At 63.4% G+C, this 26313-nt stretch carries 20 protein-coding genes and 2 pseudogenes; 8 read left to right on the top strand and 14 right to left on the bottom strand.

The window, feature by feature from the left end:
* The first annotated feature begins 4 nt into the window (after positions 1-4).
* Both SB772_RS13535 and SB772_RS13530 read left to right on the top strand, forming a co-directional pair.
* A complete protein-coding gene (locus SB772_RS13535) occupies positions 5-763 on the top strand; it encodes a lysophospholipid acyltransferase family protein (RefSeq protein ID WP_410833760.1) in 759 nt (252 codons plus the stop codon).
* Positions 764-807: 44 nt separating this feature from the next.
* Positions 808-1710, top strand: a complete 903-nt coding sequence (locus SB772_RS13530) for a M48 family metallopeptidase (protein WP_410833759.1) — start codon at positions 808-810, stop codon at positions 1708-1710.
* A gap of 47 nt (positions 1711-1757) precedes the next feature.
* Here the strand turns inward: SB772_RS13530 and SB772_RS13525 are convergent, their stop codons facing one another.
* The 4 genes and pseudogenes from SB772_RS13525 to SB772_RS13510 all read right to left on the bottom strand — a co-directional run bounded on the left by SB772_RS13525 (position 1758) and on the right by SB772_RS13510 (position 5072).
* Entirely contained in the window at positions 1758-2156 is a 399-nt protein-coding gene (locus SB772_RS13525) for a hypothetical protein (protein WP_410833758.1), read from the bottom strand.
* Between the two features lie 28 nt (positions 2157-2184).
* The gene (gene gloA / locus SB772_RS13520) at positions 2185-2571 is read right to left on the bottom strand and encodes a lactoylglutathione lyase (RefSeq protein WP_341313229.1); all 387 of its coding nucleotides are present in this window, start codon (positions 2569-2571) and stop codon (positions 2185-2187) included.
* A gap of 102 nt (positions 2572-2673) precedes the next feature.
* Positions 2674-3668 (bottom strand): annotated as a pseudogene (locus SB772_RS13515) (AMP-binding protein); the annotation flags it as partial.
* A gap of 285 nt (positions 3669-3953) precedes the next feature.
* Complete coding sequence (locus SB772_RS13510; protein WP_410833757.1) at positions 3954-5072, bottom strand: porin; 1119 nt, start codon at positions 5070-5072, stop codon at positions 3954-3956.
* A 437-nt stretch (positions 5073-5509) separates the two neighbouring features.
* Between SB772_RS13510 and SB772_RS13505 the strand changes: the two are divergent.
* Positions 5510-5632, top strand: a pseudogene (locus SB772_RS13505) (EamA/RhaT family transporter); the annotation flags it as partial.
* 66 nt (positions 5633-5698) lie between these two features.
* Here SB772_RS13505 and rsmA read toward each other — a convergent pair.
* The 4 genes from rsmA to SB772_RS13485 form a co-directional block, all read right to left on the bottom strand.
* Positions 5699-6565: a 16S rRNA (adenine(1518)-N(6)/adenine(1519)-N(6))-dimethyltransferase RsmA gene (rsmA, locus tag SB772_RS13500; RefSeq protein WP_410833756.1), complete on the bottom strand. Its 867-nt coding sequence runs from the start codon at positions 6563-6565 to the stop codon at positions 5699-5701.
* Positions 6566-6668: 103 nt separating this feature from the next.
* Positions 6669-7679, bottom strand: coding sequence for a 4-hydroxythreonine-4-phosphate dehydrogenase PdxA (gene pdxA, locus SB772_RS13495; protein WP_410833755.1), 1011 nt, complete (start codon positions 7677-7679; stop codon positions 6669-6671).
* A gap of 5 nt (positions 7680-7684) precedes the next feature.
* Complete coding sequence (locus tag SB772_RS13490; RefSeq protein ID WP_410833754.1) at positions 7685-9049, bottom strand: peptidylprolyl isomerase; 1365 nt, start codon at positions 9047-9049, stop codon at positions 7685-7687.
* 67 nt (positions 9050-9116) lie between these two features.
* Positions 9117-11483 (bottom strand): LPS-assembly protein LptD, encoded by a 2367-nt coding sequence (locus tag SB772_RS13485; RefSeq protein WP_410833753.1) that lies wholly within the window; start codon positions 11481-11483, stop codon positions 9117-9119.
* A 222-nt stretch (positions 11484-11705) separates the two neighbouring features.
* Here SB772_RS13485 and SB772_RS13480 point away from each other — a divergent pair, with 222 nt between their 5' ends.
* Together SB772_RS13480 and murU are read left to right on the top strand one after the other, a co-directional pair.
* Positions 11706-12785 (top strand): aminoglycoside phosphotransferase family protein, encoded by a 1080-nt coding sequence (locus tag SB772_RS13480; protein ID WP_410833752.1) that lies wholly within the window; start codon positions 11706-11708, stop codon positions 12783-12785.
* Between the two features lie 3 nt (positions 12786-12788).
* Entirely contained in the window at positions 12789-13502 is a 714-nt protein-coding gene (gene murU / locus SB772_RS13475) for an N-acetylmuramate alpha-1-phosphate uridylyltransferase MurU (protein ID WP_410833751.1), read from the top strand.
* On the opposite strand, the gene SB772_RS13470 is transcribed toward murU, so the two are convergent.
* Positions 13499-15397 carry an ABCB family ABC transporter ATP-binding protein/permease gene (locus tag SB772_RS13470; RefSeq protein ID WP_410833750.1) on the bottom strand — a complete coding sequence of 633 codons (1899 nt, stop codon included), beginning with the start codon at positions 15395-15397 and terminating at the stop codon, positions 13499-13501. The two genes, murU and SB772_RS13470, sit on opposite strands and share 4 nt — an antisense overlap.
* 290 nt (positions 15398-15687) lie before the next feature.
* Between SB772_RS13470 and SB772_RS13465 the strand changes: the two genes are divergently transcribed.
* Together SB772_RS13465 and SB772_RS13460 are read left to right on the top strand one after the other, a co-directional pair.
* Positions 15688-16083: an acyl-CoA thioesterase gene (locus SB772_RS13465; RefSeq protein WP_410833749.1), complete on the top strand. Its 396-nt coding sequence runs from the start codon at positions 15688-15690 to the stop codon at positions 16081-16083.
* Between the two features lie 64 nt (positions 16084-16147).
* On the top strand, positions 16148-16762 hold the full coding sequence (locus SB772_RS13460; protein WP_410833748.1) for a glutathione S-transferase: 615 nt from the start codon (positions 16148-16150) through the stop codon (positions 16760-16762).
* Positions 16763-16859: 97 nt separating this feature from the next.
* Here the strand turns inward: SB772_RS13460 and SB772_RS13455 are convergent, their stop codons facing one another.
* Both SB772_RS13455 and SB772_RS13450 read right to left on the bottom strand, forming a co-directional pair.
* Entirely contained in the window at positions 16860-19970 is a 3111-nt protein-coding gene (locus SB772_RS13455; RefSeq protein WP_410833747.1) for an EAL domain-containing protein, read from the bottom strand.
* A 219-nt stretch (positions 19971-20189) separates the two neighbouring features.
* Entirely contained in the window at positions 20190-20666 is a 477-nt protein-coding gene (locus SB772_RS13450; RefSeq protein WP_410833746.1) for a nitrate reductase associated protein, read from the bottom strand.
* Between the two features lie 157 nt (positions 20667-20823).
* Between SB772_RS13450 and fdhD the strand changes: the two genes are divergently transcribed.
* Complete coding sequence (gene fdhD, locus SB772_RS13445) at positions 20824-21663, top strand: formate dehydrogenase accessory sulfurtransferase FdhD (RefSeq protein ID WP_410833745.1); 840 nt, start codon at positions 20824-20826, stop codon at positions 21661-21663.
* 18 nt (positions 21664-21681) lie between these two features.
* Here fdhD and SB772_RS13440 read toward each other — a convergent pair whose 3' ends face one another.
* From SB772_RS13440 to SB772_RS13430, 3 genes are all read right to left on the bottom strand, one after another.
* A complete protein-coding gene (locus SB772_RS13440; protein WP_410833997.1) occupies positions 21682-22452 on the bottom strand; it encodes an enoyl-CoA hydratase in 771 nt (256 codons plus the stop codon).
* 115 nt (positions 22453-22567) lie between these two features.
* A complete protein-coding gene (locus SB772_RS13435; protein ID WP_410833744.1) occupies positions 22568-23767 on the bottom strand; it encodes an acetyl-CoA C-acyltransferase in 1200 nt (399 codons plus the stop codon).
* Positions 23768-23849: 82 nt separating this feature from the next.
* Positions 23850-26285 carry a 3-hydroxyacyl-CoA dehydrogenase/enoyl-CoA hydratase family protein gene (locus SB772_RS13430; protein WP_410833743.1) on the bottom strand — a complete coding sequence of 812 codons (2436 nt, stop codon included), beginning with the start codon at positions 26283-26285 and terminating at the stop codon, positions 23850-23852.
* Positions 26286-26313 lie beyond the last annotated feature (28 nt).

The raw sequence follows: 26313 nt of genomic DNA, 5'->3' as shown, positions 1-26313 counted from the left end.
GCCGATGCGCTTCATTCGTTCTTTGCTGCTGCTGATCTACTTCGTTCTGTTCACGGTGCCGTACGCGACCGCGTGCTTCATCGCGTTTCCGTTCATGCGCGCCGACCACCGCTACTGGATGGCCGCCGGCTGGTGCCGCGCCACGCTCCACACGGTGCGCTGGCTGAACGGCATCCGCTACCACGTCGAAGGCTACGAGAATCTGCCCGACGGTCCTGCCGTGCTGCTGTCGAAGCATCAATCGGCGTGGGAAACGCTGGCGTTTCCGGCGCTGATGCCGCGGCCGCTGTGCTACGTGTTCAAGCGCGAGCTGCTCTATGTGCCATTTTTCGGCTGGGCGCTGGGCATGCTGAAGATGGTTCACATCGATCGCAAGGAAGGCAAGTACGCGTTCGAATCGGTCATCAGGCAAGGCAAGGCGCGCATGGCCGAAGGCGCCTGGGTCATCATGTTTCCGGAAGGCACGCGCACGCCGACCGGCAAGCAAGGCAAATACAAAACCGGCGGCGCGCGTTTCGCGATTGCAAGCGGCGCGCCGGTCGTGCCGATCGCGCACAACGCGGGACGTGTGTGGCCGCGCAACTCGTTTCTCAAATATGCGGGTATAGTCACGGTGTCGATCGGCAAGCCGATCGAGACGACGGGGCTCACGCCCGATGAAGTGAACACGCGCGTCGAAAAGTGGATCGAAGCCGAAATGCGTCGCATCGATCCTACCGCGTACCGCGCGGCGGAAAGCACCTCCGCCGCCGCACCAATCTGACGCGCCCGCGCCCTCGATGGCGCATTTGCGCGAAGCCGAATCCGATGCAGAAGTCTCCTACGCCGCAACCCGCTGCGGCGCTCGATAGCCGGCAACTCGATCTCCCGCTCTTCGCCGAGCCGGGTTCGACGTCGTCGTCCCCTTCACCGTCCATACCTTCGTCCGGCTCTTCGCCAGGCTCGCCAAGCGGGCAACAGCCGGCCGTGCCGCTCGCGCCGGACGGCAGCAAGCTGCGCAGCCTGACGATCGGTTCGCAGACACTGCACTACCAGCTCAAGCGCTCGGCACGCCGTTCGATCGGTTTCGCGATCGACAGCAGCGGCCTGATGATTACCGCACCACGCTGGGTCACGCTTGCCGACATCGAAACCGCGATCACCGAAAAGCAGCGCTGGATTTTTGCGAAGCTGATCGAGTGGCAAACGCGTGTCGAGCAACGCGCGTTGCCCAAAGTCGACTGGAAAGATGGTGCGCAAGTGCCGTATCTCGGCCAACCGGTACGCGTGAAGCTCGGCTCGCCGCAAGGCACGTTGGCGTTCAATGCGGATGAGGCGGCGCTCGCACTGCCGCTGCCGTTGCAGGCCGATCCGCAGCAGATCAAGGACCGCGTGCAAGGCTGGCTGCAAGGTGAAGCGAAGCGCCTGTTCGGCGAGCGCCTCGCGATTTACGCGGAGAAGCTGGGTGTCGACTATCGCGCGTATGCGCTCTCGTCGGCGGCAACGCGCTGGGGCAGTTGTTCGAGCGACGGCAAGATCCGCCTGAACTGGCGGCTGATTCACTTCCCGCTGTCGATCATCGATTACGTCGTCGCGCACGAACTCGCGCATCTGCGCGAGATGAATCACAGCCCGCGCTTCTGGCAAACGGTCGAATCGATTTTTCCGGAATTCCGCGAAGCGCGGCAGACGTTGAAGTCGCACCCGCCGGAGTTGCTGCCGACGCTTTAAAGCGCCGGCGCTTCAGGCTGAAGCGCCGGCCTTCCGAAGCCCGCGGCTCACGCCGTGCAGAACGTTTCCTGCAGATGACGCCATGTCACCTTGCCGTGCGCATCGATGTCCATCACCGCCGTCGAGCGCCGCACGTTTGCGTTGCCCGCGTTGTCGCGCTGATATTCACGATACTTCACCACTGCGCCCGACGGATACGCCGCCACGATCTCCCTATCGCGGATCGTGATCTGCGAGCCGGGACGCGCACCGCGGAGCTTCGCGAAAATCTCGCGCACGCCGGCGTGGTCCAGTGCGACGCCCGACGTCATGACCAGCGTGAACTGCGGCGCGAAGCGCGCCATGATCCGCTCCAGCGCGCCGGCGTCCGCCGAACCGTCGAACAACGCCTGAATTTCGACGTGGATGGTGTCCAGTTCTTCGAAATAGGGATTGTTGTTGCTCATTGCCTGCATCCTCGCCGTGGCGCGTGCGTTATTTTTTCTTCTGGATGAACTCGATCTTGTAGCCGTCCGGATCGGTGACAAAGGCAATCACGGTGGTGCCGTGTTTCATCGGGCCGGCTTCGCGCACAACCGTGCCGCCCTGCGCCTTGATTTTGTCGCACGCGGCGTACGCGTCTTCGACTTCGACGGCGAGATGCCCGAAGCCGGTGCCGAGGTCGTACGACGGCGTATCCCAGTTGTGCGTCAGCTCAATGACGGTGCCATCGCGCTCATCCTCGTAGCCGACGAAAGCAAGCGTGAACTTGCCGTCCGGATAGTCGTCGCGGCGCAGTAATTTCATACCGAGCAGTTCGGTGTAGAACGCGATCGAACGGTCCAGGTCGCCGACCCGGAGCATGGTGTGAAGCAGGCGCATCGTGTACTCCCTGTTGCGTGATGTCGAGAACGTAAATGTACCCGGAATCACGCTGCGCTGCAGAGCGCGCAACGCGCCGTGTGATGCGCGTCCGGCCCCTTTTTAACCGGCGCCCTTCGCTTCGTCGCGCAGCGCGCGCCGCAGAATCTTGCCGACGTTGGTCTTCGGCAGTTCGGTGCGGAACTCGACGATCCTTGGGCGCTTGTACCCCGTCAGTTGTTCCTTGCAGAATGCGAAAGCATCCGCTTCGGTGAGCGCCGGATCTTTCTTCACGACGTAGAGCTTCACCACCTCGCCCGACTCCGCATCCGGCACGCCGACCGCCACCACTTCGAATACGCCCGGATGCTTCGCGACCACGTCTTCCACTTCGTTCGGATAGACGTTGAAGCCCGACACCAGAATCATGTCCTTCTTGCGATCGACGATCTTCACGAAGCCCCCTTCGGTCATCACTCCGATAAGGGCAGGTCGCGCGAATTCGGAATCAGGATACCCATGCCGCCACAACGCATCGTCAACAAGCCGCAGACCGTCAGTCCGAAGATGTGATACAGCGGCAGCGCAACGACCGTGATGTACTGCTTGATATCGGAACGCCCGCGATATGCCGGCTCGCGCCACAACTCCGATTGCAGGATGTTGGCGATCAGATTGCTATGCAAAAGCGTCGCGCCTTTCGACACGCCGGTCGTGCCGCCGGTGTATTGCAGTGCCGCGACGTCGCCGCCGGTCAAGGCAACGGGCGTGAAGGCCGTTTCCGCGCCACGTGCAATCGCATCGTTCAACGCGATGCGCGACGACGGCGCGTGTTCCGCAATCTCAGGGCTGCCCGCACCCAGCATTTCACCGACCGACGTCAGCACGACATGCTTGATCGAGGTGTGCGCCTGCACCGCATCGAGCGTTCTGGCGAAGGTATCGAGCAACACGATCGCTGCGGCGCCGCTGTCGTTCAACTGATGCTCGAGTTCGCGCGGCGTGTACAGCGGATTGACGTTCACCACGACGTAACCCGCGCGCAGGATGGCGGCCATCGTCACCGGGTATTGCAGCACGTTCGGCAACATCACCGCGATGCGCGCCCCGCGCGCCAAGATTTTTTCCATGTCTCCTCCCTTGGTTTCGCATCTCGATGCGCTGATGCGGGCATACGCCGCGCGGGCCGATCAAAGCATTCGAAGAATGTACGCAACGGATCGGCCGTACCGAATGTCTCCTTGAAAAATCAGGTTGCGTCTCGCGAAAACGCGTCGTCTGTCACTCATCCGAATAATCGGAAACGGAATTCTTGTTCCGATTATTCGGTAAAAAAATCAACTGTCCGGCAATCCGAGGCGGCGCCGCAGCCGGATTTTCAGCCATGACGGCGGAACGGGTGATCAGAACTGATGCCGCACGCCCGCCATCAGGCCGATCTGCGTTCCCTTCTGCGCGAGTCCGACGCCGTTGACGCCTTGCAGTTGAGCGCCGATCAGATCGCCCCGGTACAGCGAGTAGTCGCCTTCCAGATAAACATCGGTGCGCCTGGACAGGTTGTAGTCGGCAACCAGCTGGTACTGCCATGCCGAGCCGTCCTGAGCGGCTTTCTTGCCGTCCTGCAGCGTACGCCACACATTCGCGGCGAAGTGCCACGCATGGCCGACCTGCTGCGTGATGCCGCCCATGATCATGCGACGCCGCGAAAAGTCGGTGTACTTGAGCGCGGCCAGCGCGGGCGCGGTGAACGGTCCATTGGCGAAATTCGAAAAGCCGGCGTCGTTCTGATTGACGATGTAACCGGCCGCGAAGCGCGTCTTGTCCCACGTGTACGAACCGCCGAAGCTCCACGTCTTCGCGGCCGCGCCGTTGACCGAGTCTTTCGACTCCTCGTACGCGCCGCCAATGGTGAACGGACCGCCGGTCGGAGCATACGCCGCTGCGGCGCCGATCTGGCTACCGTATGAATTTCCCGCGTTGCCGCCGAACGCGTAGCCGGCGGCGAACATCAAGCCGTTGAAGTGCGCCTGATACTGCACCTGGTTGCTGGTCCAGATGCCGCCGGTCATCGTCACTTCCGGCTGGAAGCTGAAATCGTACGGAATCCAGGGATTGCTGCCGTAGCCGCCGATCGTGACGCCTTCGATCATCACGTTGTACTGACGGCCCAGGATCACTTGACCATAGGAGTTCGAGCGCAGCCCCACTTGCGCTTCGTTGAAAAACGGCAGGGTGGGATCGCTTTGTCCGCTATTGATGTAAATACGGTTTTCGAGCTTGAAGAACGCGGACCAGCCGCCGCCCAGATCCTCGACGCCCTTCAGGCCCCAACGGCTCTGGGTCATGCCGCCGGTGCCAAGCCCAATCGACGAATCGCCGGCTTTATTCGCGTGGGTCAGGTATCGCACGCTCTCATCGACCACGCCGTATAGCGTCACGCTCGATTGCGCGTGCACCATCTGACAGGCCAATGCCGCGGGCGCCATCGCTATCGCTATCGCCCATTTGCTCACGTTCTTCATAACGGTTCCTCATATTGGTTCCGCTTGCCGCGGATATGGGTCGTTCGTGTCGCTCTGCGGGCGCGCATCAGTCAGGTTTTCAGGCGGGCGGCGCACCGCATGACGCGTAGGCATCCTGTCTTTTTAGCCGCCGTCTCCTGCCGTCTGCGCTGCCACGCCTGATGTAAAGTACCAGCGCCGCACAGGTTGGGAGCCTCGCCAATGACCTGACGAAATACGCGTGAGTGGAACCATATCCTGAAATCGGCATGGCAAGAAAATAGACTATGTCGGTGTTGCGCAGGTGTTGCACCGGTGCTGTTAAGTCAGCGAACTACTTGCAGTGCGCCAGAAGCACGCGTAGGCGGTGGGGTCATCACATTGCAGCATGAGCGGTTTTGTTATCGTATGACTTATGACTGCCACGCTGTTGGCTTGACGACGGCACCCTGGGCGCCGGCTTGCTCGCGGGTGCGCTGTTGCTCGGCGAGTTGTTCAGCCTGCGTTTCCTGATGGCCGCGGTGCTGGTGCTGGCCGGCATTGCACTGGTCAATGCGCCGGCGAAGCGGGTTGCCGTTTAAGCGAAGTGATTTTTTAAGCGCGCCGCAGGACGCGGCGCGCTTCCTTCACGGCTTAAGCCGTGGACCTCAGGCGTCGCCGTCTTCAGCGGCCGCGGCGCCGCGCGACGGCAACGCCGCCACGACCTGCGCCACACGCACATATTCGGCGACCGGCACGTCTTCGGCGCGGCGTTGCAGATCGAAGCCGAGCGCGTCGAAATCCACCGAGTCACGGTAGGCTGCCAACGTATTGCGCAGCATCTTGCGCCGTTGCGAGAACGCCGCCGTCACCACTTCGCCGAGTACGCGCTCGTCCACCGGCGGTAATTCGCGCAGCTCGTACGGGATCATCCGCACGATCGCCGAATCGACCTTCGGCGGAGGCTGGAATGCTTCGGGCGGCACGTCGAGTTGCTTGTCGATCACGTAGCGGTATTGCAGCATCACCGAGAGCCGGCTGAACGCCTTGGTGCCCGGCTCCGCCACCATTCGCTCGACCACTTCGTTCTGCAGCATGAAGTGCTGATCGATCACGCGATGTGCGAACGACGTCAGATGAAACAGCAGCGGACTCGAAATGTTGTACGGCAGATTGCCGACAATGCGCAGCGACGCCTTGTCGCCCGGCGCCGCAAGCGAGCCGAAGTCGAACGCGAGCGCGTCGCCCGCATGCAGCTCGAGCAGGTCGCCGAATTTCTTCTTGAGCCGGCCGATCAGATCGCGATCCAGTTCGACCGCGTGCAGCGGCGCTTCAGGCGTCGCCAGACGTTCGATCAGCGGTTCGGTGAGCGCGCCCAGCCCCGGCCCGATCTCGACCATGCGCTCGCCGCGCTGCGGCCGGATCACGTCGACGATCGAATCGATCACGCCCATATCGACCAGAAAATTCTGGCCGAAACGCTTGCGTGCGGTATGACCCTGATGCTGGGCCCGTTGCTGTCTGCTGGTGGACATCGAAGAAACGCTAGGAAGAGAACTGCTTAAAAAAAGAAACGCCGGATACGCGGGTAAAGCGATGCTGGTGAAACGCTGCTGGTGAAACGATAGCCAGCGTGAATCAGCCCGCGCGGCGATGCTGCGCCATCGACACCGCCGTATCGATCGCGGCGATCAGGCTGCCGGAATCGGCGCGGCCGGTGCCGGCCAGATCGAGCGCGGTGCCGTGGTCGACGGAGGTGCGGATGATCGGCAAGCCGAGCGTGATATTGATGCCTTCGCCAAAAGTCGCGTACTTCAATACCGGCAGTCCCTGATCGTGGAACATCGCGAGCACGCAGTCGGCTTCGTTCAGATAACGCGGCTGGAATAGCGTGTCGGCCGGATAGGGACCGCGTGCGTCGATGCCCTGCTCGTTCGCGAGTTTCAGCGCCGGCGAAATCACGTCGATTTCTTCGCGGCCCAAATAGCCGTTTTCGCCCGCATGCGGGTTCAAACCGGTCACGAGGATGCGCGGCGCCGGCACACCGAAATGGTGGCGCAGATCGTGATCGATGATACGCAGCGTCTCGCCGATACCGTCGATCGACAACGCCGCCGACACGTCTTTCAGCGGCAGATGCGTGGTGGCGAGCGCGACGCGCAATGGGCGCTTGCCGGTGCCGGCCAGCATCATCACCACGCGCGGCGTGTGCGTGCGTTCGGCCAGGTATTCGGTGTGGCCGGTGAACGGCACACCGGCATCGTTGATCGTGCTTTTTTGCAGCGGCGCGGTGACGATCGCGTCGAAGGTACCGGCCACCGCGCCGTCGATCGCGCTGTCGAGCAGGTCGAGCACGTAACGGCCATTCGCGGCGTCGAGCTTGCCTGCCTGCGACGGCGCGCCGAGCGGCCGGTGCTGCACCCGCACGCGTTTGCCGTCAGCCACCAGCGCGGTCCAATCGACGCCAACCGCGCGGGCGCGTTCGGCGAGCAAGCCCGCATCGCCCAGCACGGTAAATTGCGCGCCGGGCCAATGCGCCGCCGCCCCGGCCAGCGCCTGCACCGTCAACTCGGGGCCGACGCCGGCCGGTTCGCCGGTCGTGATCGCGATTTGCAACGGAGCGCTGGCGAACTGGGCGGCGGTTGTCATGACGTTTATTGCAAGTTTGCTTGAGCGGGTTTCACTTCGACATACGCAGTGTCGCGCAATTCACGCAGCCAGTCGGCGTAAGCCTGTTCCGCCTTGCGCTGACCGATTGCCTGCCGCGCCAGATCCATCTGCTGCGAGACCGAGCCTTCCGCTTCGCGGCGGCCCAGCACCTGGATCAGGTGATAGCCGTATTCGCTGCGCACCGGATCGCTGATCTGACCGTCCTGCAGGCTGTTCATCGCGCGCTCGAATTCCGGCACCGTCTCGCCCGGGCTGATCCAGCCCAGGTCGCCGCCTTGCGACGACGAACCGTCTTGCGAGTAGGTGTGGGCGAACTTCGCGAAGTCGCCGCCGCCGGCGATCTGGTTCTTGATTTCGAGCAGCTTCTGACGTGCTTGCGGCTCCGACATGCCGTCGCCGACGCGCAGCAGAATGTGGCGCACGTGCGTCTGCACTAGCTTTGTCGCGTCTGCTGTACTCGTGCCCTGGCCCGCGCGACGATCAACGAGGCGCACGATTTCGAAGCCGTCGTTGGTGCGGATCAGATCCGGACTGACCTGGCCGGGGCGCAGTGCCGCGGCGGCCTTGACGAATTCAGGCGGCAGTTTGGACGGCGGCGCGAAACCCGTATCGCCGCCCTTCGAGGCATCCGGCGCTTGCGAATTCGACTTCGCGAGCTTCTCGAAGTCGGCGCCGCCCCTGGCTTCCGTCAGCAGCGCCTGGGCCTTTTGCTGTGCCGCTTCGATGTCGGTTTCCGACGCGTTCAGCGGCGCCTTCAGGAAAATGTGCTGGAAGCGCAGATCGCTCGTCAGGCCAGCGTTCGGGCCACGCTGACTGGCGATGTAGTTCGCGACTTCCGCGTCCGACACCGTGACCTTGCTGTCCACTTCCTTCTCGCGCAGACGCGAGAGCGTCAGTTCGGTACGGGCGTCGCCCGTGAACGTGCTCCAGGGCACGCCTTGCGCCTCGATCCGCGCGCGGTACATGTCGAGCGTCATGTTGTTCGCTTGCGCGAGCCGTTCCAGCGTTTTTTGCACGGCGGCGTCGTCGACATTGATGCCGTCTTCTTTCGCCTTCTGCAACTGGATGCGTTCCAGCACCATCTGGTTGAGCACCTGCTGGCGCAACTGGTCCATCGGCGGGACCGGCGCGTTCTGCTGGTTCAGCCGGCGGGTAATCAGGCCCATGCGCTCGTCGAGCTCGCGCCGCGTGATGACGCCGTTGTTGACCACCGCGGCGATGGTGTCGACCGTCTGGCCGCTATTGCCGGACAGCGCCTGCGCCTGAACCGGCACGACCGACAGGAAAGACGCCACGGCGGCGAGACCGGCCGCAAGCGTTGCCAAGCGAAGCTTTTTCATGATTGCCACAGATACTCCAATGATGTCGGGCGCGCCTGGCCCGTCTTTTCGCATTCTATAAATGATCGGACGAGCATCATTCGTAATTGGTGAAACGCGCTTCCGGCGGCGGCGGCGGCGGCAACGGCGTGTAGCCGGCCACGCTGGAGCGGAACGCGGAAATCAGCCCGTTGTCGACGCTCGACAAGCCCTTGAACGTCAACTGCGCGAGAAACCGCGTGCTCGACTGATGCTGCCCCGAGGTATTCAGACCGTTCGCGTAACGCTGGATCCCGGCGCCGAGCGTCCAGCAGTCGGCGTCGTATTGCAGGCCGACCAGACCGTCGACAATCCGGTGCCCGCCCAGGTCGTAATTGAAACGGCCTACCCCGTACACGCGATGCGACAGCGGCCACTGGCCCGAGACCAGCATCTGATTGATCGGCTGGTTGTCCAGCGTGGTGTTCGCGCGGGTGTAGCGATACGCGACATTGATCACTCTGCTGGTGCCCGGACTGAACCCGAAACCGACGCTCGTTTTCACCAACTGGTTGTTGTCGGCATTATATTGGAACGCCGTTTCCGAAGCGAAACCGGCCCCGAGCTTGATCGATGCACCCGCGATCAGGTCCGAATGCGTGGCTTGCGTGCTGGTCTGGGTAGGCAGCAGCGTGACCCGCTGATCCGTGAAGTAGTACTGCTGCGCGAGCACGAAGCGCGCGCGCTCGTCGCCGGTGGCCGGATTGATGAAGCGCGTGGTGATGGCGGCGGTCAGGCGGTTCGCGTCGGCGATCCGGTCGTTGCCGACGAACGTGTTCGGCGTGAAGATTTCCGCCAGCCCGAAATCGGAGTCGGCGGTATCGAACAGCGGCGCGGATGCCTGGTTCCGGTACGGCGTGTACACGTAGTAAAGCCGCGGCTCCAGCGTCTGGATGTAATCCTCGCCGAAGATGCGCACCGAACGGTCGAAAATCAGCCCGGTGTCGAAGCTGAGCGTCGGGATCGATTCGGTGAAATTCTTCGGCGTGCCAGCCGGCACATCGGTGCCGATATTGCGCAGGTTGTACGACGCAAAGTGCCACTGCACCTTAGGCGTGACGAAGTAGCCCGGCCCGACCACCGAATACGAGATGTACGGGTTGAACATCACCCGTTGACCTTCGGTCATGTCCGCGGTCGTGATGCGGAAATTCGTGTAGTCCGCTTCCGAGCCGAAGTCGAAGCCACCGACGTTGTACTTCGCGTACTTCACGTTCAACTGCGGCTCGCGGCCGTACGGCGCCACCGACGGCGTCAGCGTCTGCCAGTGCTGTTCGCGCGCGAGCACCGACCACGGCCCGTTGTTGTAGGTCAACCCTGCTTCCTGTTGATACAGGAGCTGGGTGCCGTTCATAAACTGACTGACCGACGACGACAGGTCTTCCGGATACGTGTTGTCCGAAACCTTGTTGTAGTAGATGTAGCCGCCGAACCCGTTACCGAAGTTCTGGTTGTGCTGGATATACAGCGCGTAGCGGTTGGTCTTCGTCAGGCGATCGTTCGGCAGGTACTCGCCGGTGATCGAGCCGGAATAGGTCGGCGACAGATAGCGGAAGGTCGACTGCAACTGCACGCCGCGCTTCGAGATCAGACGCGGCGTGACCGTCAGATCGCGATTCGGCGCGAGGTTGAAGTAATACGGCACCGACAGTTCGAAACCGTTGCCCGAACTGAGCGAGAACGTGGGCGGCAGCAGGCCGCTACGCCGTTCGCCCGACAGCGGGAACGACAGCCATGGCGAAGCGAACACCGGCACGCCCTGGAAAAACAGCACGCCGTTGTGCGCGACGCCTTCGTCCGCGCCGGTGTCGAAGTCGAACTCGCTGCCTTTGATGTACCACGCCGGATCGTCCGCGCACGCGCAGGCCGTGTAGGTGCCGTGCGTGAAAACCGAACGCTCGTTGTCGAGCAGATCGACGCGTTCCGCGCTGCCCGAGCCGCCCGTCACGTTGAAGTGGTACTTCGGCGAGGTCATGAAGCCTTCGCTCGAATCCACTCGCAGATGCGCTTCGGGGCCGACGAACGTACTGCCGTTGTTGATCACGTGGACCTGGCCGTACGCGTCGGCCATGTCCGTGTCCTGGTCGTAATGCAACGCGTCGGCCTTGATCGCGACCGTATTGCGGCGCACCTCGGCCGAGCCTTTGGCGGCCATGTCCTGATCGGTGGTGCCGCTGGTGGTGTCGCCCAGCACGAAGGTGGCCGGCTTCTGGCCGGGCATTAACGGATGCTCTTCGAGTTGTGGGGCGAGTTGCATGCCCCAAGGGGCGTCGATAGGCTGCGGCTGCGCGGCTTCCCCCGTCAACTGGGCGTGCGCAAGCGCGGGCATCAGGCCCGGAACGGCGATCAACGCCGCGACGAGCCGCCTTTTGCGCGGCACAACAGCACAAGAGGGAGTCGTTTGGGAAAGCTGTCTAGGCGGCATGTATCGTTTGGCGAATCGGCTCGTCCGTCAGCTTCTGCAGTCACGGTCCACCGCCTGCACACCCCGACCGTGACAGTCGGCTGCACATCAATATTTACAATCTGTCGAACGATGAGGCGGGCGGTAAAGCGGAATACGCGAAAGCCGGCGTAAGTCGCGTCAAAAAAGTCGTGGGGTATTATATGGCAAGACGTTGCCCCTCTGAATTTGCCGCCGGTTTTCATGACGCTGCCCCCTTCCCAAGACACCACCGATACCCGCCTCGACCTGCTCACCGCCTGGCTGAACGGCCACGCAGCACGCTATGCGCTCGAACTCGCCACCCTTGCACCGGCCTCATCCGACGCCAGTTTTCGCCGCTATTTCCGGCTCGCCGGTAAGGCGGCGGAAGGCGAAAGCGTCGGCACGGTGATCGCCGTCGACGCCCCGCCGCCCGAAAAGTGCCGCGAATTTGTGCAGATCGCCCAGTTGCTCGACGCAGCCGGCGTGCATGTGCCGCGGGTGCTGGAGGTCGATTTCGACGCGGGCTTCATGCTCGTCGCCGATCTGGGCACCGAGTCGTACCTCCGCGCGCTGAGCCAAGCACAGCAGGACGACAAGCCCCGCGCGGCCCGCACGCTGATGCGCGACGCGCTCGACGCGTTGATCCGCTGGCAGCTCACTTCGCGCGAAGACGTGCTGCCGCCGTTCGACGAAGCCTTCCTGCGCCGCGAGATGGAATTGATGCCGGAGTGGTTCATCGGCCGGCATCTGGGCCGCGAGGTCGACGAAAAGACCCGCGGGCTGCTCGATCGCACCTTCGCGCTGCTGATCGCAAGCGCCCGGGCGCAGCCGCAAGTGTTCATGCTGCGCGATTTCATGCCGCGCAATTTGCTGATCGCCACAGCGCCCAAGCCCGCGAACCCCGGTGTGCTCGACTTCCAGGACGCGGTGTACGGCCCGATCACCTACGACGTCGCTTCGCTGCTGCGCGACGCGTTCATCAGCTGGGACGAAGAGTTCGAGCTGGATTGCTTCGTGTACTACTGGGAGCGCGCGAAAAAAGCCGGCCTGCCGGTCGACCCGGACTTCGGCGAGTTCTACCGCCAACTCGAATGGATGGGTCTGCAACGGCACATCAAGGTGCTGGGTCTGTTCTGCCGGATCAACTATCGCGACGGCAAACCACATTACATGAAGGATCTGCCGCGCTTCATCGGCTATGCGCGCAAGGTCGCCGAACGCTACGCACCACTGCGCCCGTTCGCGAAGCTGCTCGACGATCTCGAAGGCCGGGCGAATGAAGTCGGCTACACCTTCTGACCGATGACAATGTCTCTGAAGAAAGCGATGATTTTCGCTGCGGGCCGCGGCGAACGCATGCGTCCGTTGACCGACACGCGCCCGAAGCCCTTGCTCGAAGCGGGCGGCAAACCGCTGATCGTGTGGCAGATCGAACGGCTTGCGCGCGCCGGCTTTCAAACCATTGTGATCAACCATGCCTGGCTAGGCGAGCAGATCGAAGCCGCGCTCGGCGACGGTTCGCACTGGGGCGTGCAACTGCGCTACTCGGCCGAGCACGAAGCGCTGGAAACGGCAGGCGGTATCGTGCAGGCGCTGCCGCTACTGGAAGACGCGGGCCGCGGCGAGGTGTTCGTCGCGGTCAGCGGCGACGTCTATGCGGATTTCGATTACGCGACGCTGAATGCTCCCGCCCACAAGCTCTCGGCACTGCCCGAGCCGGGCATGCATCTGGTGATGGTGCCGAACCCGGTGTTTCATCCGGACGGCGATTTTGCCTTGATCGACGGCGTGCTGTCGCTCGACGCGCAACCTCGCTTCACGTTCGGCAATATCGGTCTGTACGACACGCGGATGTTCCGCGATCTGCCGCGCGGCACGCGGCGTGCGCTCAAGCCGTACTACCGCGACACGATCGTGCGCGGCCTTGCGAGCGGCAAGCTCTACGAAGGTTTGTGGGAAAACGTCGGCACACCGGCCCAGCTACAGGCGCTGGATCAACGTCTGAGCGCACGCTAAGCCTCGAACGTGCGGCGAACCTCCGCGCCTACCGTTTCGGCGGCCTCGGGCGCCTCTGCCGCGCGTTGCTGCTGCAACGCCCACATCTGCGCGAACAATCCGTTCGCGCTCAGCAATTCGGTGTGCGTACCGCGCTCGACGATGCGTCCTTTGTCCATCACGATGATCTGCTGAGCGTGCACCACGGTCGAAAGCCGGTGCGCAATGATCAGCGTCGTGCGCTCGCGGGCGATCTGATCGAGTTCGTGCTGGATCGCGCGCTCCGAACGCGAATCGAGTGCGGAAGTCGCTTCGTCGAACAGCAGGATCGGCGGATTCTTCAGGATGGTCCGCGCAATCGCGACGCGTTGCTTCTCACCGCCCGACAACTTCAAGCCACGCTCGCCGACCGGCGTGTCGTAACCCTTCGGCAGGCCTTCGATGAAGTCGTGAATATGCGCGGCACGCGCCGCCGCGACCACCTCGTCACGCGTGGCCGACGGCCGGCCGTAAGCAATGTTGTAGTAGATCGAATCGTTGAACAGCACCGTGTCCTGCGGCACGATACCGATCGACGCGCGCAGCGAATCCTGCGTGACGTCGCGAATATCCTGGCCGTCGATCGTGATCGCGCCGCCGCTCGCCCGATCCAGATCGTAGAAGCGGAACATCAGCCGCGCGAGCGTCGATTTGCCCGAGCCGCTGTGGCCGACCACCGCCGTCGTGGTGCCCGCCGGGATCGTGAAACTCACATCGTGCAGAATCTTCCGCGCCGGTTCGTACGCGAAGTTCACGTGTTCGAAGCGGACCTGCGCGCCGTTCACTTGCAACGCGGGCGCGTCCGGCGCATCCGGCACTTCCTGAGAGGCGCCGAGCAGCGTGAACATGCGGTCCATGTCGGTGAGACTCTGCTTCAACTCGCGATACACGACGCCGAGAAAATTGAGCGGAATGTAGAGCTGCAACATGAAGGTGTTGATCAGCACCAGATCGCCGAGCGTGAGGCGCCCGGCCATCACACCTTCTGTGGCGCGCCACAGAATGAACACTAGCCCCGTGCCGATGATCGCCTGCTGACCGAAATTCAGCGCCGACAACGAGCGCTGCGATTTGATCGCCGCCGTGCGATAGCGCTTGAGATTTTCGTCGTAGCGCTGCGCTTCCCACTCCTCGTTGCCGAAGTACTTGACGGTTTCGTAGTTGAGCAGCGAATCGATCGCGCGCGAATTCGCCCGCGAGTCGAGATCGTTCATCGTGCGGCGAAAATGCGTGCGCCATTCGGTGACTTTGACGGTGAACGTGATGTACGCGGCGAGCGCGATAAAGGTGACGATCGCGTAATACGCTTCGTATTTGACGACGAAAAAACCGAGCACGAGGCCGACTTCGACGAGCGTCGGCAGAATGCTGTACAGCGAATACGAAATGAGCTGCGTGATGCCGCGCGTGCCGCGTTCGATATCGCGCGACATGCCGCCCGTCTGCCGCTCGAGGTGAAAGCGCAACGACAGCGCATGCAGATGGCGGAACACTTTCAATGCGAGTTGCCGCACCGCGCTTTCGGTCACTTTCGAAAACAGGATCTCGCGCAACTCGGTGAACAGCGACGTGGACAGCCGCACCACCGCATACGAGACTACCAGCAAACCGACGCCGCCCAGCAACACGATGCCCGGCGCATCGTGCGCGCGGCCGAGCGCCGTCAGATGCTGCACGGAGGCGAGGTTGTCGACGATCCGCTTCATCACGACCGGCACGCCGAGGTTGGCGATCTTCGCGCCGATCAGGCAGCTCAGCGCGAAGACGACGCGCCATTTGTAGGTGGCGAGGTAGGGCAGCAACGACAGGATCGTCTGCCAGTCGTTGCGCGGCTGAGTCGAGATCGGCGAAGGTTCGGAGGCGGGCGTGCGGCGCATGGGATCGGCTGGAGGGAGAGTGTGGAAGCGACGGAGTTCGCAGCGGCGCCGACAGGCAGTCGGCAGACTGCTTTATGTCGCGCGACCCGGCTGGGCGCTTTCCCGTACAATTCCTCATTGTTCTATTGTCGCAGAAGCCGGCTGGCGCCGCTTTTCATGGGCAGTGCGGCCGTCGCTGACGCGCGTCTCGTTTACGCGCTGGTCATGCCGCTGTGCCGTGCAGTTGTCGTGAAATCCCCCGCCTGCCGGTCGAGCCGACCGAGCCAATACGTTTCTCAAGGGTGCCCCCGATGACCAATCTTCTTCAACTCCCGCAAAAGTCATGTGCGCTGCGCGTCGTGCCGCAGCCGTCGGACGCGAACGTCCACGGCGACGTGTTCGGCGGCTGGATCATGGCGCAAGTGGATATCGCCGGCTCGATTCCGGCGAGCCGGCGCGCCAACGGGCGGGTGGCGACCATTGCGGTCAATTCGTTCGTCTTCAAGCAGCCGGTGTTCGTCGGCGATCTGCTGAGCTTTTACGCGGATATCGTGAAGACGGGCAACACCTCGGTGACGGTGTCGGTCGAGGTGTACGCGCAGCGCATGAGCCTGACCGAAGAAGTCGTGAAGGTGACCGAGGCGACCCTGACCTACGTCGCGACCGATAGCGACCGGCGCCCGCGGGCATTGCCGGTGCTGGACTGACTGCAATTGGAGCACGCCCCGGCGCACTCGGGCGCGCGATGATGGATCTTCTAACGAAAACGCAATGAAACTGATCGGAATGCTGGACTCGCCCTATGTGCGCCGCGTCGCCATCTGCCTCAAGTTGCTGAAGCTCGACTTCGAGCACGAATCGATCTCGGTATTCAGGACCTACGACGAGTTCAAGAAGATCAACCCGGTAGTCAAGGCACCCACACTGGTGCTCGACGACGGCCAACGCGTGATGGACTCGACGGTGATTCTTCAGTATGTCGCCACGCTCGCCGGACCGGGCGAGCGGATCTTCCCGACGCGACCGGAGCACTGGAAGCGCGCGGCGCGCCTGACGGGGTTGGCGCTAGCCGCTTGCGAGAAATCGGTGCAGATCGTCTACGAACGCAATCTGCGTCCGGCGGAGAAGCAGCACGCGCCGTGGGTCGATCGTGTCACCGAGCAGTTGCTTGCCGCATACCGCGAGCTTGAACAGGACCTCGCAGCGGCGGCCCTGCCGATCGAGCCGGGCCGCTTCGGCGCGGCGGACGTCAGCGTGGCGGTCGCATGGAACTTCACGCAGATGTTCCTGCCGGAGATCGTCGCGAAGGCGGCGTATCCCCATCTGCAGGCTTTTTCCGAGTCAGCCGAACAGTTGCCGGTTTTCGTCAGCACGCCGGCTGTTTGAGGCCGCGCGTCGCGGGACGGAGCGCGACTTAGGCTCGCGCTCCGTTGCATGGGCCAAGGCGCGCGCCTGAGCCCGCGCTAGCGGCCCTTGCTAGCGCTCAGACTGCGACGATCTCCCGGTCCACGCCGCCCTGGAACAACGCGGAGATCGCCTCCGTCGACAACGGTTTGGCAAAGTAGAAACCTTGCATCTCGTCGCACGCGCGTTCTTTCAGGAAGTCGAGTTGAGCCGAGGTCTCCACGCCTTCCGCGATCACCTGCAACTTCAGCGAATGCGCGAGCGCGATGATCGCCGAGGTGATCGTTTCGTCGTCGCCGCAAACGCCGATGTCCGACACGAACGAGCGGTCGATCTTCAGGCGGTCCACCGGAAAGCGCTTCAGGTAGCTGAGGCTCGAATAGCCGGTGCCGAAGTCGTCGATGGCGAGACCGATACCCAGCGCGTGCAACTCGTTGAGCATCGATACCGCTTCTTCGGCGTTGCGCATGATCGTGCTTTCGGTCAGTTCGAGTTCGAGGTATTGCGGCTCGAGGCCCGTCTCATCGAGCACCTGCATCACCAGCTTCGCAATATCGCGCTGCTGGAACACCCGCGCCGACAGATTCACCGACACCCGCGCCGGCGGCAAACCCTGATCCTGCCAGGCCTTGTTCTGCCGGCACGCTTCGCGCAACACCCACTCCGACAGCGGCCCGATCAAGCCGCATTCTTCCGCGACCGGAATGAACGACGACGGCGGAATCAAGCCGGCTTCCGGATCGCGCCAGCGCACCAGCGCCTCGGTGCCTACAATCTGCCCGCTCCCGATATCCACTTGCGGCTGATAGTGGAGCAGAAATTCGTTGTCGCGCAACGCACGGCGCAAACGCCGTTCGAGATTCAACCGCGCGCCCGCGCTCGCGTTCATCTCCGGCTGATAAAACTGGAACGTGTTGCGGCCCATGTCCTTCGCGCGATACATCGCGAGGTCGGCTTTTTTCATCAGCGTTTCCACGTCGCCGCCGTCCTGCGGGAACAGGCTCGCGCCCATGCTGCAGCCGACATACAGCTCGGTACCGTCGAGCCACACCGGCTCGGAAATCGACGCACGCACGCGCTCCATCCACGCGATCAGCGACTGTTCGTCGACGGTGTCGGTCATCACGATCACGAACTCGTCGCCACCGTGACGGGCCACCGTGTCGCTCGTGCGCGTACAGCGGGCGAGCCGCTCGGCGACCACCCTCAGCAGGCGGTCGCCGACGCTATGACCGAGGCTGTCGTTGACGTTCTTGAAACCGTCCAGATCGATGAACACCACCGCGACGCCCTTGTGATGCCGCTGCGCGACGATCAGCGCATGCTGCAGGCGGTCGCGCAGCAGGTTGCGATTGGGCAGCCGCGTCAGACTGTCATAGTTGGCCTGATATTCGAGCTGCTCCTGATAGCGGATCAGATCGGTCACATCGTTGATGACGCCGATGTGATGCGTGATGACGCCCTCCGCGTTCGGTACCGGCGCGATGAAAAGTTGATTCCAGAACAGCGCGCCGTCCTTGCGATAGTTGCGCACCACGGCGCTGACCTCGCGGTTCGCCGCGAGCGCCTGACGGATCTCGGCGACGCCTTCCTGATCGCGGTCGTCGCGTTGCAGCACGCGGCAATCGTGGCCGATCAATTCGGCCGGATCGTAGCCGGTGATGCGCTTGAATGCGGGGTTCACGTATTCGATCAGATTGCCCGACGGCGACGGCGCGGTGATCAGAATCGCGTTGACGCTCGCATCGAGTGCGCGGCTTTGCAGACGCAAGGCCAGATCGGCACGCTTGCGTTCGGTGATGTCCGTATAGGAACCGAGCACGCCGATGACGCGGCCGTCGCCGTCGGTGAACGGCAGCTTGCTCGTGATCGTCGTACGATGCACGCCGTCGATGACCATGTCGACTTCGAAGTTCATCTTCGGCACGCCGGTGCTCAACACCTCTTCGTCGTGCCCGCGCAGACGGTCGGCGAATGCGCGCCACGGCATGTCGGCATCGCTCTTGCCCACCACCTGTTCCGGATAAGCAAGCCCCGCGTCGCGCGCGAACGCCATGTTGCAGCCGAGATAGCGCGATTCCCGGTCCTTCCAGAAAATGCGCTGCGGAATGTTGTCGATCACCGTCTCGAGCATCTGGTTCGAGCGCTGCGCTTCGGCTTCGGCATTGATCTGATCCGTGACATCGTCGGCCAGCACGAAGAAGGCGGCGCGCCCCATGAAGTTCAGCGCATGGTACGAAATATCCGCGCTGATGGTCGAGCCGTCCTTGCGCCGGTGATGCCAGATGCCTGCCATCGTGCGGCCGCGCGGCACTGCGTCGCTGCGTTGCAGGTGCGATTCGAGGCGGCCGACTTCGGAATCTGGCCGGATCGCGCGGATCGTCATGCCGAGGAATTCGCTCTCCGTGTAACCGTATTGCTGAACGGCGGCCGCGTTGACCGCCAGAAAGCGCAGCGTCTCGCGATCGAAGATGTACATCGGCACCGGATGATCGTCGAACAGGCCGCGAAAACGGTCGTCGTGGCGGCCCAGCGCGCGAACCATGCGCAATTTCTCGCGCGCGCTGTTTTCGCGCGCGCCGAACGTGTAGATCAGCAGCGCGCTGCCGGCCAGCATCGTCAGGATCAGGAACAGCATCGCGTGCTCGGTTTCACGCGTGGAGGCCGCAAGCGACGCCTGCAACGCGTGATTCTCCTGCGCCCGCAGCGCTGCCAGCCCGGCTTCGACGCGGTCCTGTCCCATGCCGAGACGCGTGTAGGCCGATGACGCCCAGGCGCGCGACTCGTTCGGCGCGGCGCTCGCGCCGCGCAACAGCGCAGCGTCGATGCCGCGTTGCAGCGCGCGGCTATCCGCGCTCAGCTTGCCGAGCGTATCGAGCATGGCCGGCTCGCCGGCCAGATCGCTGCGCAACTCGCGCTCCAGCCGGGCCAGCGACGCCGCCACGGTAGCGGCCTCATTGGCAGGCGGGGCCTCGCCCGACGCGTCGAAACGGCCAAGCGTGGCGAGACCGCCGTCGAGCGCCATCTGGTAGGCGTCGAGGTCCTCACGCACGCTTGTCGAACGCAGCATGCGCGCGTCGGTGTCGCGCTGGCCGCAAATCTGCGTATAGGCGACGAACGCGTTCGCGCCGACCGCCGCGACGACGACCGCCAGATTGATCAGCAGCCGCTTCGATAAAAAAGGAGTCATGGGTTCCGAACGTTAATCGTTCTGGGGGGCGGGAGCGCGAGCTCGCGTCGATACGAGTCTTTTTACGCGCCAACCCATGGATAACGGCTGGGTTCGGAACAGCTTGAGGGGGGCGAGAGAAAAAATTAGCCGGCCGTCTGGGCGGCTTTGGAGTGGGCGCAGTGCGCGGCGGCCGCTTCAGGGCGAACGCGGCCGGTTCGTGGTGCCAGCCGGCCAGGCCTATCTGGCCAGACCAAACTCCCTCATAGCGGGGACAAAGTCGTGGCTGCCTTCAGGCTTGCGCGACAATTTGGCGAGCACGTAGCGTTTGAACGGATCGAGTTCGGCCCACTCGGCGGCGCCCGGCGCGGGCAGGCTAGCCAGCCCCGCCTGGTGCGCGACGCCTTCCGGTACGCTATCCGTGCGGCGCCAGGCAGGCGCTTCGTCGGGCGTGAACCACTCCGGTTCGACGTTCGCGTGGGTGCGCAGCATTTCGAACAGCGCGTGATCGAAATTCGGCTCGATTTCCGTGTCTTCCTCGACCGGAAAACGCGCCAGCAGCTTGCGGTCTTCGAGCGGCAGCAACTGCCACTGCGCAAGCGAGATACGCAGCCCGAAACGGTCCAGATTGAAGCGCACGGACATTGGAATGAAGGTGAAATTCTCCGAAGACTCGACTTCGAAGTTGAACAGAAGCGGTGCCTCGTTGAGTCCCATGACAGTATTCCCCTTTGACGGCGGGCAACGCGCAAACCCGCCTTGGGGTATTTTAGAACCTTATTCGCGTAATAGCGGCGCGGACTGGGGCCGCTTTTCGGCGCGAGGCAAGGCTTGCAGCCGCTCGCGCGCAGCATGGCCAAAGGAGTGAAGCAACTTGAACGAACTGGAAACGGCTGGACAACCGGGCGCCGTCGAGCGCCAGGTGCACCGGCACCGCGGCGCGGCGGTCGAAACCGTCACCGATCACGTCGGTCAGGAGTGGCCGGTCGCGCTCGTCTTCAACGGCATTTCGCACGCGGTGATGATGTGCACGCCGCGCGATCTGGAAGCGTTCGCGGTAGGTTTTGCGATCTCGGAAGGAATCGTGGCGCGCGGCAGCGACATTCAGGACATCGAGGTCGAACTGCATGACGACGGTGAATTGCCGCATGCCGAAGTGCAATTGCAAGTCGTGCAACAGGCTTTCGTCGCGCTGAAGGAAAAGCGCCGCGCACTGGCCGGGCGTACCGGCTGCGGCGTATGCGGGATCGAAAGCATCGATCTGCTGGATCTGAAACCGGAACGCGTGCCGGACACCGGTTTTCTGCAACGGCTCGCGCCCGATGCGATCGCTCGGGCTGCGCGCGAATTGCCCGGACACCAGGCGCTGACGCGTCTGACCGGCGGATTGCACGCTGCCGCATGGTGCGATGCGGCGGGCGCGATCCGCTACGCATTCGAAGATGTCGGCCGTCACAACGCGCTCGACAAACTGATCGGCCAACTCGTGCTCGATCGCGCGGATACCAAAGAGGGTTTTGTGTTTCTGTCGAGCCGCGCCAGCTACGAGCTGGTGCGCAAGGCGGCGCGCGTCGACGTGCCGATGGTCGCCACCATTTCCGCGCCGTCGTCGCTGGCGATTGCGATTGCGCGCAAGGCCGGCGTGCGGCTCGTCAGCTTCTGCCGCGAAACCAGCTACGTCGACTACGACACGTTGCAGCCGACGCAGCCTTGAACGGCTGAACGCCGCCGGTCAATCGAATTGCCGGAAGTCCGGCTTGCGCTTCTCGAAGAACGCCTTGAACGCCTCGCGCGCTTCGGGCGCGATCAGCATCTTGGCGAAGTGCACCGCTTCCTCGGTCATCTGCGTTTGCAACTCATGCTCGCTCGCGCGCTTCATCAGGCTCTTCGTCACACGCAACGATGAGGCAGGCAGCGCCGCCAGCCTGGCCGCTTGCGCCGCCGCGAACGCGTCGACTTCCGCCGCGGGCAGCAGGCGATTCACGAAGCCCATGCGGTGGGCTTCGCGCGCGTCGAACGCTTCGCCGAGCAGCAGCTTTTCGGCCGCTGCCTGATAACCGGCGACGCGCTGCAACAAGAGGCTCGAGGCCGCTTCCGGGCACAACCCAAGCTGCGCGAACGGCAGCGAGAAGGTGGCTGTATCGGCGGCGTAGACCAGATCGCAGTGCAGCAGCAGCGTCGTGCCGATGCCGACAGCCGGGCCCGCCACCGACGCCACCACCGGCTTTTCCGCCGAGCTGATCGCACGCAGGAACTGGAATACCGGCGCGTCTTCGCCGCTGGGCGGCTTCTTCATAAAGTCTTCGAGATCGTTGCCTGCGCTGAAAATGCCGACGCTGCCACGAATCAGGATCGCGCGAACCGAGGCGTCGCCGTGCGCTTGCACCAGCGCATCGGCCATCGTCTGATACATCGCGGCCGTAATCGCGTTCTTCTTGTCCGGCCGGTTGAAGGCAATCGTCAGCACGCCGTCCGCGCGCTCGACCAGAATATCCATTGTCATCTCCTCACACTGCTGAATGGAAAAACGGTTCGCAAGCCTGCCGGCGTGCGAACCGTTCATGCGGTCCTTAAGGGATCACTGCGGGAGTCACCGTGGGGGCCCGGAGCGAACACGCTTACAGACGTTCGATGATGCCCGCCGCGCCCATGCCGGTGCCGACGCACATCGTCACCATGCCGTACTTGTAGTTGCGGCGGCGCAAGCCGTGCACCACCGTCGACGCACGGATCGCGCCGGTCGCACCCAGCGGGTGGCCGAGTGCGATCGCGCCGCCGAGCGGGTTGATCTTCGACGGATCGAGGCCGAGGTCCTGAATCACCGCCAGCGATTGCGCGGCGAACGCTTCGTTCAGTTCGATCCAGTCGAGGTCGTCCTGCTTCAGGCCGGCGGCCTTCAGCGCAGCCGGAATCGCTTCCTTCGGACCGATGCCCATGATTTCCGGCGGCACGCCGCGCACGGCGAAGCTGACGAAACGCGCGAGCGGCGTCAGGTTGAACTGCTTGAGCATCTTCTCCGACACGACGATCAGCGCGCCCGCGCCGTCCGACGTCTGCGAACTGTTGCCCGCCGTCACCGAACCCTTGTTGGCGAACACCGCGCGCAGCTTCGCCAGGCCTTCCATCGACGTTTCCGCACGCGGACCTTCGTCGAGTGCGACCTCGCGCGTCTTGACCCGCACCTCGCCGCTGGCCAGATCGGGGAAACGCTCGGTGATCGTGTACGCGGCGATTTCGTCGTTGAATTCGCCGGCTTGCTGTGCGGCGATGGCGCGGCGATGCGACTCGACCGAGAACTGGTCTTGTGCTTCGCGGCTGATCTTCCAGCGCTCGGCGACCTTCTCGGCCGTCAGGCCCATGCCGTAAGCGATGCCGATATCTTCATTACGATCGAAGATGTGCGGCGACATCGACGGCTTGTTGCCCATCATCGGCACCATGCTCATCGATTCGCAGCCGCCCGCGATCATCGCGTCCGATTCGCCGACGCGAATGCGGTCAGCCGCCATCGCCAGCGCCGTCAGGCCCGATGCGCAGAAGCGGTTCACCGTCACGCCGCCGACCGTGTTCGGCAGGCCGGCCAGCAGCGCGCCCATCCTTGCGACGTTCAAGCCCTGTTCAGCTTCCGGAATCGCGCAGCCGATGATTGCGTCTTCGATCACCTTGGTGTCGAGACCCGGCACTTGCGCCACGGCCGACCTGATCGCGTGCACCAGCAGTTCGTCCGGGCGCGTGTTCCTGAACATGCCGCGCGGCGCCTTGCCGATCGGCGTGCGGCTCGCGGCGACGATGTATGCGTCTTGCAATTGCTTTGTCATTTAAAGCTCCTATGTCGACCAGAGTTGGCGCTTTAGCACTTACTCTGGTCCCATGCAATGTTTGCTGTCCGCTCGTCGCGCGTTAGTTACGCACCGGCTTGCCGGTTTGCAGCATGCCCATGATCCGTTCCTGCGTCTTTTGCGTGCCGAGCAGATCGACGAACGCGCGACGCTCGAGTTGCAGCAGCCATTCTTCATCGACCACGCTGCCCGCTTCGACATCGCCACCGCAGACGGCTTCCGCAATGCGGCTGGCGATCAGGAAATCGTGTTCGCTGATGAAGCGGCCGTCGCGCATGTTGACGAGCGATGCCTTGATGGTCGCAATCGCCGAGCGGCCCGCGACCGGCACTTGCGTCACGCGCAGCGGCGGACGGTAACCCGCGGCGGACAGCGCACGCGCTTCCTTCTTGGCGACGTCGAGCAGTTCGAACACGTTGAAGACGATCGTGTCGGACGGTTTCAGATAGCCCATCGCGCGGGCGTCGAGTGCGGAGGCCGACACCTTCGCCATCGCCGCGTTTTCGAACGACTTCTGCACGAACTTCAGCAGGTCGTTGGTCGCGCCGGCCTGCGTCGCGGCTTCCGCCGCGCGCAGTGCGGCTTCCTTCAGACCGCCGCCTGCCGGCACGAGACCCACGCCGACTTCAACCAGGCCGAGATAGCTTTCGATGTGCGCGACACGCTTCGCGCTATGCAGCGCCAGCTCGCAACCGCCGCCGAGCGCGATGCCCGACACGGCCGAGATGACCGGCACGCTCGCGTATTTCACGCGCAGCATCCCTTGCTGGAACTTCTTCACGAACGGCTCGATACCCTTCGCGCCGCCCATCATGAACGCCGGCATTGCTTCTTCGAGGTTCGCGCCTGCGGAGAACGGGCCACCCGGCGTGCCGAGTTTCAGCGATGTCGGCTGCCACACGACCAGCCCCTTGTAGTCTTTTTCGGCCAGTTCGATGGCTTGCGTCAGGCCATCGATCACCGACGGTCCGATCGTGTTCATCTTGCTCTTGAACGACACGATCAGGACGTCGTTCTCGCCGGCACGGTCGTCGACCCATGCGCGCACTGCGTCGGTTTCGAACAGCGTCTTGCCGTAGGTCTTCGGATCGGCCGCCGTTTCGCCGACCAGCGGCGCACGGAACACCTGTTTGTCGTAGACGCCAAGGGACGAGCGCGGCACGAACGTCTTCGAAGCCGGCGACCACGAGCCTTCGTTCGTATGCACGCCGCCTTTCTCGGCGACGGGACCCTCAAGGACCCACGACGGCAGCGGCGCGTTCGACAGCGCCTTGCCTGCCGCGATATCTTCCTGCACCCACTCGGCGACCTGTTTCCAGCCGGCCGTCTGCCAGCCTTCGAACGGGCCTTCGTTCCAGCCGAAGCCCCAACGGATAGCCAGATCGATGTCGCGCGCGTTGTCGGCGACCGACTCCAGATGCACGCCGATGTAGTGGAACACGTCGCGGAAGATCGACCACAGGAACTGCGCTTGGCGGTGCTCCGATTCGCGCAGCAGCTTCAGCCGCTCTGCCGGCGGGCGCTTCAGAATGCGGCCGACCAGTTCGTCGGTCTTCGCGCCGCCGTCGACGTACTCGCCCGTCTTCGGGTCGAGCACCTTGATCGCCTTGCCTTCCTTCCTGTAGAAGCCGCCGCCGGTCTTCTGACCGAGCGCGCCCTTCTTCACCAGTTCGGCGAGCACCGCAGGCGTTTCGTAGACCGGGAAGAACGGATCGGCCTTCAGGTTGTCCTGCATCGTCTTGATGACGTGCGCCATCGTGTCGAGACCGACCACGTCCGCGGTGCGGAACGTCGCCGATTTCGCGCGGCCGAGGCGGCTGCCGGTCAGGTCGTCCACTTCGTCGAAACGCAGGCCGAACTTCGCGGCTTCGGTAATCACGGCGAGGATCGAGAAAATACCGACGCGATTCGCGATGAAGTTCGGCGTATCTTTCGCACGCACGACGCCCTTGCCGACCACGCTCGTCAGGAACGATTCGAGTTGGTCGAGGATTTCCGGACGCGTCGTCGCGGTCGGAATCAATTCGACCAGATGCATGTAGCGCGGCGGATTGAAGAAGTGCACGCCGCAAAAGCGCGACTTCAATTCATCCAAAAAACCATTCGACAGTTCGGTAATCGACAGACCCGACGTGTTGGTCGCGAAGATCGCATTCGGCGCAATGTGCGGCGAAACCTTCTTGTACAGGTCGTGCTTCCAGTCCATGCGTTCGGCGATCGCTTCGATCACGAGGTCGCACTCGGCGAGCTTCTCGATATCGTCGTCGTAGTTCGCGGGCTGGACGTATTGCGCGTCGTCCTTCACGCCGAACGGCGCGGGCGACAGCTTCTTCAGATTCTCGATCGCCTTCAGCGCGATCGCGTTCTTCGGGCCCTCCTTTGCGGGCAGGTCGAACAGCAGCACGGGCACCTTGGCGTTGATCAGGTGCGCGGCGATCTGCGCGCCCATCACGCCGGCGCCGAGCACGGCTACCTTGCGAATGATCAGATTGCTCACGTCGTTCCTCCGGGGAGTTATGCGGGGT

The organism is Paraburkholderia sp. SIMBA_030, from assembly GCF_046535245.1.
Taxonomy (GTDB): Bacteria; Pseudomonadota; Gammaproteobacteria; order Burkholderiales; family Burkholderiaceae; genus Paraburkholderia.
The sequence above is the reverse complement of the archived record's forward strand: the minus strand, read 5'-3'. Positions and strand labels throughout refer to the sequence as shown.